Annotated in this window: 12 protein-coding genes; 2 read left to right on the top strand and 10 right to left on the bottom strand. The window is 73.2% G+C overall.

What is annotated here, in order from left to right; translation table 11 throughout:
- Positions 1–111 precede the first annotated feature (111 nt).
- On the bottom strand, positions 112–648 hold the full coding sequence (locus JAO84_RS26020; protein ID WP_370415011.1) for a TIGR00730 family Rossman fold protein: 537 nt from the start codon (positions 646–648) through the stop codon (positions 112–114).
- A gap of 98 nt (positions 649–746) precedes the next feature.
- Between JAO84_RS26020 and JAO84_RS26015 the strand changes: the two genes are divergently transcribed.
- A complete protein-coding gene (locus JAO84_RS26015; protein WP_370415010.1) occupies positions 747–1,556 on the top strand; it encodes an alpha/beta fold hydrolase in 810 nt (269 codons plus the stop codon).
- Between the two features lie 29 nt (positions 1,557–1,585).
- On the opposite strand, the gene mnmA is transcribed toward JAO84_RS26015, so the two are convergent.
- Positions 1,586–2,728 carry a tRNA 2-thiouridine(34) synthase MnmA gene (gene mnmA / locus JAO84_RS26010; protein ID WP_370415009.1) on the bottom strand — a complete coding sequence of 381 codons (1,143 nt, stop codon included), beginning with the start codon at positions 2,726–2,728 and terminating at the stop codon, positions 1,586–1,588.
- Between the two features lie 61 nt (positions 2,729–2,789).
- Here mnmA and JAO84_RS26005 point away from each other — a divergent pair, with 61 nt between their 5' ends.
- Entirely contained in the window at positions 2,790–3,530 is a 741-nt protein-coding gene (locus JAO84_RS26005; RefSeq protein WP_370415008.1) for an N-acetylmuramoyl-L-alanine amidase, read from the top strand.
- Between the two features lie 38 nt (positions 3,531–3,568).
- On the opposite strand, the gene JAO84_RS26000 is transcribed toward JAO84_RS26005, so the two are convergent.
- The 8 genes from JAO84_RS26000 to JAO84_RS25965 all read right to left on the bottom strand — a co-directional run bounded on the left by JAO84_RS26000 (position 3,569) and on the right by JAO84_RS25965 (position 12,388).
- Positions 3,569–4,732 (bottom strand): cysteine desulfurase family protein, encoded by a 1,164-nt coding sequence (locus tag JAO84_RS26000; protein WP_370416869.1) that lies wholly within the window; start codon positions 4,730–4,732, stop codon positions 3,569–3,571.
- Positions 4,733–5,333: 601 nt separating this feature from the next.
- The gene (locus JAO84_RS25995; RefSeq protein WP_370415007.1) at positions 5,334–6,335 is read right to left on the bottom strand and encodes a helix-turn-helix transcriptional regulator; all 1,002 of its coding nucleotides are present in this window, start codon (positions 6,333–6,335) and stop codon (positions 5,334–5,336) included.
- A 233-nt stretch (positions 6,336–6,568) separates the two neighbouring features.
- Positions 6,569–7,423, bottom strand: coding sequence for a thioesterase family protein (locus tag JAO84_RS25990; RefSeq protein WP_370415006.1), 855 nt, complete (start codon positions 7,421–7,423; stop codon positions 6,569–6,571).
- A gap of 26 nt (positions 7,424–7,449) precedes the next feature.
- Complete coding sequence (locus JAO84_RS25985; protein WP_265864730.1) at positions 7,450–8,130, bottom strand: trimeric intracellular cation channel family protein; 681 nt, start codon at positions 8,128–8,130, stop codon at positions 7,450–7,452.
- Positions 8,131–8,233: 103 nt separating this feature from the next.
- Entirely contained in the window at positions 8,234–9,442 is a 1,209-nt protein-coding gene (locus JAO84_RS25980; protein ID WP_370415005.1) for an oligopeptide/dipeptide ABC transporter ATP-binding protein, read from the bottom strand.
- Positions 9,439–10,431: an ABC transporter ATP-binding protein gene (locus tag JAO84_RS25975; protein ID WP_370415004.1), complete on the bottom strand. Its 993-nt coding sequence runs from the start codon at positions 10,429–10,431 to the stop codon at positions 9,439–9,441. Before JAO84_RS25975 ends, JAO84_RS25980 begins: the two co-directional genes overlap by 4 nt.
- A gap of 2 nt (positions 10,432–10,433) precedes the next feature.
- Positions 10,434–11,393 carry an ABC transporter permease gene (locus JAO84_RS25970; protein ID WP_370415003.1) on the bottom strand — a complete coding sequence of 320 codons (960 nt, stop codon included), beginning with the start codon at positions 11,391–11,393 and terminating at the stop codon, positions 10,434–10,436.
- Positions 11,393–12,388, bottom strand: coding sequence for an ABC transporter permease (locus JAO84_RS25965; protein ID WP_370415002.1), 996 nt, complete (start codon positions 12,386–12,388; stop codon positions 11,393–11,395). Before JAO84_RS25965 ends, JAO84_RS25970 begins: the two co-directional genes overlap by 1 nt.
- Between the last annotated feature and the right edge of the window lie 51 nt (positions 12,389–12,439).

Raw genomic sequence — 12,439 nt, 5'->3', positions numbered from 1 at the left:
ACCGCGAAGGGAGGTTCGAGCAAATCCGGACGCGACGCCATAACACTCCCGCTGACCAGTGCACAAGAGTGATGCCGCCCAGGTCGCACGCCCTTCGGACCGTTCGCGAACTCAACGCATCACGGTCTCCTCCAGGTACGCGAGGGCCGCCGCACCGTCCTCCGCGAAGAAGACCAGGTCGCTCAGCGGGATCGGCAGGAAGCCCTCGGCCTCCATGCGGCGGAACTGGGTCTTCAGGCCGTCGTAGAAGCCGGCCGTGTTGAGGAGGACGACGGGCTTGGTGTGCTTGGCGTGCTTCTTGAGTTCGAGGATCTCGGTGGCCTCGTCGAGGGTGCCGGTGCCGCCGACCATGACGACGATCGCGTCGGACCTGGCGAGGAGGAGGGCCTTGCGCTCGGCGAGGTCCTTGGTGATGAGCATCTCGTCGGCGACCGGGCGGGCCTTGGCGGCCAGGAAGTCCACCGAGACGCCGACCAGTCGGCCACCGGCCTCCGCGACGCCGTCCGCAACGACCTTCATCAGGCCGGTGTCGGAGCCGCCCCAGACGAGGGTGTGGCCCGCCTTGCCGAGGCGGGTGGCGAAGTCGCGGGCGGGGGTGGTGTAGCGCTCGTCGAGGTCGGCGGCGGAGAGGAAGACGCAGATGTTCATGCGCTCCACCGTAGGCGCTCGCACCGACAGCGAGAATTTTTTCCGGAAGTTCCCGCCGGGAGCGATGAGTTCCGCGGACGGCGCCGGTCTGCCCTTCCATGGACGAGGTGAAGACGACGCGGTGCGGGGCCCGGGGACTTGTCAGGTCGCAGGACGGGACGCGGATCGCCTATGAGCGGTACGGGGACGGGCCGCCGGTGATCCTGGTGAGCGGGGCGCTCGGGACGGCCGGCGGCGAGCGGGCGCTGGCCGGGCTGCTCGCGCGGCGCTATTCGGTGGTGGCGTACGACCGGCGCGGGCGGGGCGCCAGCGGGGACACCGCGCCGTACGCGGTGGAGCGGGAGATCGCCGACCTGGCGGCGCTCGTCGACGCGGTGGGCGGCGCGGCGGGTACAGCGGCGGTGCACGGGACGGCCTGCGGCGGCGCGCTCGCGCTGGCGGCGGCCGCGGCGGGGGTGCCGGTCGGGCCGGTGTCGGTGTACGAGCCGCCGTACGGCCCTGAGGCGGCGGCCCGGCGGAGCCGGGTGCGGGCGCTGCTCGACCGGGGGCAGCGGGGCGCGGCGCTGGACGCGTTCCTCGCCGAGGGGGCGGAGGCCATCGGCCCGGCGCGGCCGCGCCCGGCCCTGGAGGCGCTGGCGCACACCCTGGCGTACGACGACGCGGTGGTGGGCGACGGCGCGGTGCCGGCGGCGCGCCTCGGCCGGGTGCACGCGCGCGTGCTGGTGGTCGACGGCGGGGCGAGCCCGTCGTGGACGCGGCGGGTGGCCCGTTCGGTGGCGGCGGCGGTCCCGCGCGGCCGGCACCGCACGCTGACCGGCCAGACCCACCAGGTGGCGCCGCACGTGCTCGCGCCGGTCCTGGCGGGGTTCCTGGACGAGTGCCGCGCGGAGGAGCCGGCCGGGACCTGAGGCGGCCCTGGGCGATCAGGCGCCGGGCCTCAGACAGTCGCCGGCGCCGTCCTCCGTACCGTCGTGGCGATGGTCGCCGAGCCGACCACCCGCGTGCCGTCGTACAGCACGATCGCCTGGCCCGGGGCCACGCCCCGGACCGGCTCGTCGAAGGTGACGGACAGCTCGCCGTCGGCCAGGGTCGCGCTCACCGGGGTCTCGTCGCCGTGGGCGCGCAGCTGGGCGGTGTAGCGGCCGGGGCCCTCGGCGGCGGCGCCGCACCAGCGGGGCTTGATGGCGGTGAGGGCGGTGACGTCGAGGGCCTCGGCGGGGCCGACGGTGACCGTGTTGTTCACGGGCGAGATGTCGAGGACGTAGCGCGGCTTGCCGTCCGGGGCGGGGTGCCCGATGCGCAGGCCCTTGCGCTGGCCGATGGTGAAGCCGTACGCGCCCTCGTGGGTGCCCACCTTCGTACCGGACTCGTCGACGATGTCGCCCTCCGCCGTGCCGAGGCGGGAGGCGAGGAAGCCCTGGGTGTCGCCGTCGGCAATGAAGCAGATGTCGTGGCTGTCGGGCTTCTTCGCGACCGCGAGGCCGCGCCGCTCCGCCTCCGCCCGGATCTCGTCCTTGGTGGTGAGGGTGTCGCCGAGCGGGAACATGGCGTGCGCCAGCTGCTTCTCGTCGAGCACGCCGAGCACGTACGACTGGTCCTTGGCCATGTCGGAGGCCCGGTGCAGCTCTCGGGTGCCGTCCTCGTTCAGGACGACGGTCGCGTAGTGGCCGGTGCAGACGGCGTCGAAGCCGAGCGCGAGGGCCTTGTCGAGCAGCGCGGCGAACTTGATCTTCTCGTTGCAGCGCAGGCACGGGTTGGGCGTGCGGCCCGCCTCGTACTCGGCGACGAAGTCGTCCACGACGTCCTCGCGGAAGCGCTCGGCGAGGTCCCACACGTAGAAGGGGATGCCGATGACGTCGGCGGCGCGCCGGGCGTCGCGCGAGTCCTCGATGGTGCAGCAGCCCCGCGCGCCGGTACGGAACGACTGCGGGTTCGCGGAGAGGGCCAGGTGCACGCCGGTGACGTCGTGACCGGCCTCCGCGGCGCGGGCGGCGGCGACGGCGGAGTCCACTCCGCCGGACATGGCGGCGAGGACCCGGAGGGGTCGGGGGTCGGGGCGCTGCGGCGAGGTCTCAGTCATAGCCCTACCAGGGTACGGGGCGCCGGGAACCGGGATCGCGGGAGTAAGCGTTGTCGATCACATGGGGAACAAGGGGAGCGGAAAGAAGCGGCCTGCGAAGAAGGGAGCCGCGGGGAAGAAGGGCGGGGCGGGGAAGAAGGGCGGGGCGGGGAAGAAGGGCGGGGCCACGCGGCGGGCGGTCCTGCTCGGCGGCGCGGTCGCCGTCGCCGGCGCCGCCGTCTTCGCCCGCGACGAGCTGGGCCGGCTGTGGTGGCGGCTGCCCGGCATGGAGAAGAAGCGGGTCGAGGGCGAGCTCGACCACAAGGGCGCCGAGTGGACGGCCGCCTCCGACTACAACTGGCGGCGGGCCGACCGCCCCGACGACTACGTGATCGACCGGGTCGTCATCCATGTCGTCCAGGGCAGCTACCGGTCGGCGCTCAAGGTGTTCAAGGACCCGTCCCACGGGGCCGCCGCGCACTACGTGGTGCGCAAGGACGGGCACATCGCCCAGATGATCCGCGAGCTCGACGTCGCCTTCCACGCCGGCAACCGCGACATGAACGAGCGCAGCATCGGCATCGAGCACGAGGGCTTCGTCGACCGCCCGCAGGACTTCACGACGGCGATGTACGAGTCCTCCGCCCGGCTGACCGCCGACATATGCGCCCGGTACGGGATACCCGTGGACCGGGAGCACATCATCGGGCACGTGGAGGTGCCGGGCACGGACCACACGGACCCGGGGCCGCACTGGGACTGGAAGCGGTACATCGCGCTGGTGCGGAAGGCGCGCGAGAAGGTCCCGGCCGGCGTCGGCTGAGGCCGGCGGGTCAGGTCAGGTCAGATCAGGCCGGGCCGTCAGGTCAGGCCGGCCGTCCGCGCGCGTTCCACCGCCGGGGCGATGGCCTCGGCGACCGCCGTCACGTCCTCCTTGGTGGAGGTGTGGCCGAGGCTGAAGCGGAGGGTGCCGCGCGCCAGGTCCGGCGAGGCGCCGGTGGCCAGCAGGACGTGGCTGGGCTGGGCGATGCCGGCGGTGCAGGCGGAGCCGGTGGAGCAGGCGATGCCGGCGGCGTCGAGGAGGAGCAGCAGGGAGTCGCCCTCGCAGCCGGGGAAGCTGAAGTGGGCGTTGGCGGGGAGCCGCCCGTCCGGGTCGCCGCCGAGGATCGCGTCCGGGACGGCGGTACGGACGGCGGTGACGAGCTCGTCGCGCAGGGCGCCGACGGTACGGGCGAAGTCCTCCTGGCCGTCGGCCGCGTGGCGGGCGGCCACGGCGAAGGCGGCGACGGCGGGCACGTCGAGGGTGCCGGAACGGACGTGGCGCTCCTGGCCGCCGCCGTGCAGCACGGGGACCGGGGTGTACTCGCGGCCCAGGAGCAGCGCGCCGATGCCGTAGGGGCCGCCGATCTTGTGGCCGGAGACGGTCATGGCGGCGAGGCCGGACGCGGCGAAGTCGACCGGGACCTGGCCGACGGCCTGGACCGCGTCGGCGTGCAGCGGTACGCCGAACTCTGCGGCGACGTCGGCCAGTTCACGGACCGGCATGATCGTGCCGATCTCGTTGTTGGCCCACATCACGGTGGCCAGGGCGACGTCCTCGGGGTTCCGGGCGATCGCCTCGCGCAGGGCGTCGGGGTGCACCCGGCCGTACGAGTCGACCGGCAGGTACTCGACGGTGGCCCCCTCGTGGGTCGCGAGCCAGTCCACGGCGTCCAGCACCGCGTGATGCTCGACGGGGCTGGCGAGCACCCGCGTCCGGCGCGGGTCGGCGTCCCGCCGCGACCAGTAGAGGCCCTTCACTGCGAGGTTGTCGGCCTCGGTGCCGCCGGAGGTGAGAACGACCTCACTGGGCCGCGCGCCGAGCGCGCCCGCGAGGGTCTCCCGGGCCTCCTCGACGGTCCGCCGGGCGCGGCGCCCGGCGGCGTGCAGCGAGGAGGCGTTGCCCGTGACGGCGAGGTGGGCGGTCATCGCCTCGATCGCCTCGGGGAGCATGGGCGTGGTCGCCGCGTGGTCGAGGTAAGCCATCATGGTGCGTCGATTCTACGAGGCGGTGCCGGCCACCTGGGAAGGCGGCCGGTTTGCGCCACCGGGGGCGGCAGGGCGGGGCGGGGTCGCGGGCGGAGCCGCCGACCGAGCTGCGGGCCGAGGCCCGGCCGAGCCGCAGGCGGAGTCACGGGCCGCACCATCGAAGGCTCGGGCGGCGTCGCCGACAGAATCACCTGGCCGAGTAGCGGCTTGAATCGCCGACCGTGTCGCGCGCGGAGCCGCGGGCCGAGGCACCGACCGAGCCCAGACGGAGGCGCGGGCCGCACCGGCGGAGGCTCGGCCGGGTGCGCCAGCCGAGCCGCGGGTTGCACTGGCGGGATCGCCAGCCGAGCCACGGCCGGATCGCGGACGAAGTCACCCGCCAAGCCGCCAGCCAAGCCACCGACCACAGCACCCAGCCGAGTCGCGGGCCGCGGCACCGGCCGGGCCGCGCGCGCAGTTACGGGCCGCACCGGCAGGGTCGCCGGTGCGAGCCGCGGCCGGAATCGCCGGCCGTGCCGCGCGGAGCCACGGTCCCAGGCACCGACCGAGCCGCAGGCCGAGTCACCGTCCCGAGCCGCAGGCGGAGTCGCAGGCCGGGTCACCGGGCCGGGTCACCCGTCGGCTCGCCGGCCGCGTGAACAGTGCCGCCGTACAAGGTCACCGTCTCTGCCGCCGCCTCCGCGAGGTAGGTGCGGGCCTCGGGCGGGGTGAGGACCTCCAGGCTGGCGCCCAGGGCGAGGAGTGGGCGGAGTTCGCCGAGTTCGGCGACGGACAGCTCGACGTCCGTCCAGTCGGCGGTGGCACGGACGGGGGGCGGGGCGGTGAGGCGGTCGGCGTGGAGGCGCAGGAAGCGGTCGTAGCGGTCGCGGTGGACCCGGGCGGTGACGGTCAGCCCGGCCGGGCGCCGCTCGACCCGTTCCCGCAGCAGCGCCCACACCTCGGCGAGTTCGACGCCGGGGCGGCGCCGTACCGGCTCGTCGAGCGGTTCGGCGGCCTCGACCCGATCGGCCCGGAACAGGCGCGGCTCGCCCTCGCGGTCCGCGACCAGGTACCAGACGCCGGCCTTCACGACGAGGCCGTACGGGTCGACGGTGTACGCCTTCGGGGCGGGCGCCCCGCTGCTGCGGTAGCGCAGCGCGAGCCGCCGGTCGGCGAACACCGCCCGGTGCAGCACGTCCAGGTCCAGGTCCGCCCGCGGCGCGCTCATCCAGCGGTCCGGGTCCACCAGGATCCTGCGACTGGTCGCCTCGGCACCCGGGCGGTGCGGGGCGGGCAGTGCTGCCATCACCTTCCGCAGCGCCGAGCCAAGCGCCTCGTCGAGCCCGAGCGCCCGGTGCGCCCCCTGCGCGGCGAGCACGAACAGGGCCCGTGACTCGTCGGCGGTCAGCCCGGTGACGTCCGTCCGGTACCCGGCGAGCAGCGCGATCCCCCCGTACCGCCCGCGCTCCGCGTACACGGGCACGCCCGCCGCCGACAGCGCCTCGACGTCCCGGTAGACCGTCCGTACCGACACCTCAAGTCGCTCAGCCAGCTCGCTCGCGGGCACGAGCCCCCGGGTCTGGAGCAGCAGGAGGAGGGACAGCAGCCGGTCGGACTTCACCGGGGCAGGCTAGCGGGGCGGCGGCGCCGGGCGGCCTGCGCCCGGGGCGCACAAGCCCGCGGTACGGCGCCGCCGAGGCGCGCGGAACGCCGGAGGGCGTTCGCGGCCGGCCGCGCCCCGCTCGGCAGACTCCGCCGGGGCGCGCGGAACGCCCGGCACCGATCGGGCCGGCCTCACCGGACCGGCCCGCAGAGCCGTCCGTCCGTGCCGGCCGTGCCGGCCGCGCCGCGCCGTCAGCCCCTCGGCGCCCGCGCCAGCTGGCGGGACTGGGCGACCAGCCGGTCCGCGCTGTCCCAGACCTCGGCGTCCTCCTCCAGGAAGCCGCCCGCGAGGTTGCGGGTGGTGATGGAGACGCGGAGGGGGCCGGGGGCCGGGCGGCAGCGGACGTGGGTGGTGAGTTCGACCGTGGGGGTCCAGCCCTTGAGGCCCAGCTCGAAGGAGGTCGGCGGGAGGGCGTCGACCGTGAGCAGGAGGGAGAGCGGGTCGGGGTCGCGGCCGTCGGCGAGGCCGAACCAGCCGCGCATCGCGCCCTTGCCGGACGGCGCGCCGATCGCCCAGCCGACGGTCGCCGGGTCGAGCCGGATGTCGAGGCGCTCGGTGATCGCCGAGGAGCCGGGGATCGCCGGGGTGGGACCGTCAGAGGCGCCGAAGCACTGGTCGATCGGGGCGATCGCGGGCGGGGCCGCCGTGGTGCGGACGTCGTCCGGGAGCGCGTCCAGGTCGCCGTACGAGGCGAGCACGCGGATCCGCTCGACCTCGGTGCCGTCCTCCGCGTACTGGAGGAGGGAGGCCTGGCCGGTGGACAGGGTGCGGCCGGTGCGGACCGTCTCGACGCGGATCACGGCCGGGCCCGGCACGGACGGCGTGAGGTAGTGCGCCGAGATCGTGAACGGGTCGGGGTGCGGCAGGTGCTGGCCGAGCGCGCGGCCGAGGAGGGCGAGGAGGTAGCCGCCGTTGACGGCGTGGATGATCGTCCAGCCCGCGGAGAGCTCGGCGTCGTACACCCCGGGCGCGCGCAGGGTGACTGCCGTGTCCCGGTCGAACTCGCTCGCGCTCGCGCTCACGGTCTCCATGCTGCTCGTACTCATGGCCGAAACGCTACAGGAACAGATTACTAAGCGGTAGCTTTTTCGTTTCCGGGTTCCTCACGCGCGTTCGACCGGCGGTTCCAGGCGCGCGGTGCCCGCCAGTGGTACCGCATCGCGAGCAGCCGCAGCACGAAGGCGGTCAGCACGGCGATGCCGCTGGTGTAGGCGTTGAGCACGTCGAAGCGGAGGGCGAGCACGACGATCGTCGCGCCCACGATGGCCGGTACGGCGTAGAGGTCGCGGTCCCAGCGCAGCAGCGACGGCACCTCGTTGGCGAGCACGTCGCGCAGCACACCGCCGCCGACGGCCGTGGCCAGGCCGAGCGCCGCCGAGGAGGTCAGGCCGAGGCCGTAGTCGTACGCCTTGGTCGTCCCGGTCACGCAGAACAGGCCGAGGCCCGCCGCGTCGAAGACGTTGACCGCGTTCTGGGTCCGCTCCACCTCCGGGTGGAGGAAGAACACCAGCACGGCCGCGACCAGTGGCATCAGGAAGTAGCCGAGATCGGTGAAGGCGGCCGGCGGCACCGCACCGATGATCAGGTCACGGAAGATCCCGCCGCCGAGCGCGGTGGCCTCGGCCAGGACGGCGATGCCGAAGACGTCGAAGTTCTTGCGGACGGCGAGCAGCGCGCCCGAGATGGCGAAGACGAAGATGCCGACGAGGTCCAGCGCATGCTGGACCGACGGATTGAACAGATCGTGGAGCACCGAACCATTGTCCCGGCTCCGCAGGGCCCTCCCGTCCGCCCCACGCGCGTGAGGCCCCGTCGCCTGACGGCGACAGGGCCCCCTCACGTACGAGAAGCGCAGATCACTCCTCGGTCTTCGCGTCCTCCGGCTTCGAGTCCTCGGACTCCTGGACCGCCTCGGGCTTCGAGTCCTCCGGCTCCGGCGCCACGTCCTCCGGCGTCACGTCCTTCGGCGTCACGTCCTCCGGCTCCGGCGTCACGTCCTCCGGCTCCGCCTGCTTCTGCGCAGGAACCACCGGCTTCGCGTCCTCCGGCTCCGGCTCCCCCGCCCGCGTGATCGTCCCCTCCGCGATCTCCCGCGCGAAGTGGCACGCCACCTTGTGGCCGTCGCCCGCGTCCGTCAGCTCCGGGCGCTCGGTCGCGCAGCGCGTCGCCTGCGCCCACGGGCAGCGGGTGTGGAAGCGGCAGCCGGCCGGCGGGTTGGCCGGGGACGGGAGGTCGCCGTGCAGCAGGATGCGCTCGCGGCGCTCCTCGACCTCCGGGTCCGGGACCGGGACCGCCGACATCAGGGCGCGGGTGTACGGGTGCAGCGGCTCCGCGTACAGCACGTCGCTCGGCGCCTCCTCGACCAGCGAGCCGAGGTACATCACACCGATGACGTCCGAGATGTGCCGGACCACCGCCAGGTCGTGGGCGATGACCAGGTAGGTCAGGCCCATCGACTCCTGCAGCTCCTCCAGGAGGTTGATCACCTGGGCCTGGATGGAGACGTCCAGGGCCGAGACGGGCTCGTCGCAGATGATCAGGTCCGGCTCCAGGACGAGCGCCCGCGCGATGCCGATGCGCTGGCGCTGGCCGCCGGAGAACTCGTGCGGGTAGCGGGAGAGGGCGTTGGCGGGCAGGCCCACCTTGGCCAGGATCTCCTTGATCTTCTCCCGGCGCTCCTCCTGGTCCGCGCCGATCCCGTGCGCGGCCATGCCCTCGCTGAGGATCGACTCGATGTTCTGCCGCGGGTTGAGGCTGCCCAGCGGGTCCTGGAAGACCATCTGGAGCCGGCGGCGGAAGGAGCGCAGCTCCTTCTCGGGGAGCTTGGCCACATCGGTGCCGTCGAGCACGACCGAGCCGTCGGTGATGTCGACCAGGCGCAGTACGGCACGCCCGAGGGTCGTCTTGCCGCAGCCCGACTCGCCGACCAGGCCGTAGGTCTGGCCCGCCTCGACCGACAGCGAGATGCCGTCGACGGCGTAGACGTGGCCGACCGTGCGGTCGAAGAGGATGCCCTTCTTGACGGGGAAGTGGACCTTCACTCCGTCCAGTTCGAGCAGGCTCATGCCGGGACCTCCGTCGTGGCCAGGACCGGGTTGGCGCAGCGGGCGCGGTGTCCGGCCTCGCGGGGTTCGGTCAGTTCGGGCGTGCCGGTGAGGCACTCCATCTCGTACCGGTCGCAGCGCGGGGCGAAGGCGCAGCCCTCGGCCCAGGCGATCTGGTCGTTGATGGACCCGCGAATGGGGTTCAGGGACTCGCCGCGCGGGGCGTCGAGCCGGGGGATGGAGCCGAGCAGCCCGTGGGTGTACGGGTGCGTGGGGTGCGCGAACAGCTCGCGGCGGCCGGCCGATTCGACGACCTTGCCCGCGTAGAGCACGTTCACCTGGTCGCACAGGCCGGCGACGACACCCAGGTCGTGGGTGATCATCAGCAGCGCGGTGCCCTCCTGGTCGACCAGTTCCTTGAGGAGTTCGAGGATCTGGGCCTGGATGGTGACGTCGAGCGCGGTGGTCGGCTCGTCGGCGATGAGCAGCCGGGGGGCGCAGGCCACCGCCATGGCGATGAGCGCGCGCTGCCGCATGCCGCCGGAGAGCTGGTGCGGGAACTCCTTCAGGCGCCGCGTCGGGTCGGGGATGCCGACCCGGTCGAGCAGGTGGGCGGCCTCCTTGCGGGCGGCCTCCCCCTTCAGGCCGCGGTGGCGCTGGAGGATCTCGGTGACCTGGAGGCCGATCGGGATGACCGGGTTCAGCGAGGACAGCGGGTCCTGGAAGATCATCGCCAGGTCGCGGCCGCGCAGGTCGCGCATCTTGCCGGGGCTGAGCGTCAGCAGGTCGGTGCCGTCGAAGTCGGCGCGCCCGCCGAGCGTGACGCCCTTGGCCGGCAGCAGGCCCATGAGGGCGAGCGAGGTCACGGACTTGCCGCAGCCCGACTCGCCGACCAGGCCGACGACCTGGCCCTGGTCCACGCTGAAGGAGACGCCGTTGACCGCCCGGACGTCCTTGCGGCCGCGGCCGCCGAAGGTGACGGTGAGTTCGTCCACGGTGAGGAGTGGCATGACTAACCTCGCAGCTTCGGGTCGAGCGCTTCGCGCATGGCCTCGCCGAGCAGGGTGAAGCCGAGGGCGGTGATGATGATGGCGACCGCCGGATACATGGACATCATCGGCGCGTTGTCGAAGAAGCGTTCCGCCTGCGAGAGCATGACGCCCCACTCGGGAACCGACGGGTCGGGGTTGCCGAGTCCCAGGTAGGAGAGGGCGGCGGCCTCGATGATGGCGGTGGCGAGGCTGAGCGTCGCCTGGACGATCACCGGGCTGAGCGAGTTAGGCATGATCTGGGTGAGGACGATCCGCCGCTTGCGCAGGCCGAGCGCGCGGGCCGCGAGCACGTAGTCGCTGCCGCCCTGGGCGAGCATCGAGCCGCGCAGCAGGCGGGCGAAGACCGGGATCTGCACCACGCCGACGGCGATCATCACGGTGGTGAGCGACTGGCCCATCACGGCGGCGACGGAGACGGCTAGGAGCAGCGAGGGCAGCGCGAGGAGGATGTCGGTGACGCGCATGACCGCGTCGTCGATCCGCTGTCCCGTCCGGCCGCCGAGGGTGGCGGCCGCACCCGACAGGGCGCCGATCAGGGCGCCGATGATCAGGCCGATGAGCATGGAGACCACGCCGACGAGCAGCGTCTGGCGGGCGCCGACGAGCATGCGGGAGAAGACGTCGCGGCCGAGGTGGTCGAGGCCGAACCAGTTCTCGGCGCGCGCGCCGACGAACTGTCCGCGGTTGGGGAAGACCTCGCCGCGCCAGGCCTGGTCGGTCGGGGCGTGCGGGGCGATCCAGGGGCCGATGATCGCGAGCAGCACGAACGCGGCGATGATCACGGCGCCGATGATCGCGGCCTTGCTGGAGCGCAGCCGGCGCATCGCCTCGCGCCACAGGCTGGCGCCGCTGGCGGTCTCGGTCGTCGCCGTGAGCTGGGCGAGGCGGTCGACCTTGGAAGCGGTGTTTGTCAGGCTCATCAGTGCACCCGCACCCTCGGATCGATGACGCTGTAGGCGAGGTCCACGAGCATGTTGATCAGCACGTAGATCATGGCGATGAACATGATGAAGCCGACGAGCACCGGATAGTCGCGGGCGTCGATGGCGGTGCGGATGAAGGAGCCGATGCCGCCGAAGGAGAAGACCGACTCGGTGAGCACCGCGCCGGAGAGCAGGCTTCCGGTGAGCAGACCGATGGTGGTGACCACCGGCAGCAGCGCGTTGCGCAGGATGTGCCGGCCGCGGACGACGCGGCGCTCCAGGCCCTTGGACTCGGCGGTGCGGATGTAGTCCTCGCCGAGCACCTCCAGGACGCTGGCGCGGGTCATCCGCACGATGACGGCGAGCGGGATGGAGGCCAGGGCGATGCCGGGCAGCACCAGGTGCATCAGCGCGTCCCAGGCGGCGTCGAACTCTCCGGTGAGCAGGCCGTCGAGGACGGCGAAGCCGGTCACGCTGGTCGCGTCCATGCCGGTGGACTGGCGGCCGAAGGTGCCGAAGACGTCGCCGAAGGCGCCCTTGAGGATGTCGGCCAGGAAGAAGACCGGGATGCAGATGCCCACGAGCGAGCCGGAGACGGAGGCCACGTCGAGCCAGCCGCCGCGCTTGCGGGCGGCCAGATAGCCGAGCGGGACGCCCACGACGACCGCCAGGAACATGGCGGCGAGGCTGAGTTCGACCGTGGCGGGGAAGCGCAGCACGAACTCGTCCCAGACCGGCTGTCCGGTCTGCACCGAGGTGCCGAGGTCGAGGTTGAAGAGCCGCTTGAGGAAGCGTCCGTACTGGACGTAGATCGGCTGGTCGAGTCCCAGTGCGCGGTTGATCCGCGCCACGTCGGCTTCGGTCGCCCGCTCGCCCAGGATCGCTGAGGCGGGTCCGCCGGGCAGCCGGTTCAGCCAGATGAAGAGCAGAACCGACAGGCCGAGCAGGGTGGGTATCAGCTGGAGAAGTCGTCGTACGACGAGTCGCAACACCCCGCGTGCCCCTTTCTTGCGTTGTTCGGGAGTCGGATGCGCGGACGCCCG

It is taken from the genome of Streptomyces fradiae (genome assembly GCF_041270065.1).
Lineage (GTDB): Bacteria > Actinomycetota > Actinomycetes > Streptomycetales > Streptomycetaceae > Streptomyces.
The sequence above is the reverse complement of the archived record's forward strand: the minus strand, read 5'-3'. Positions and strand labels throughout refer to the sequence as shown.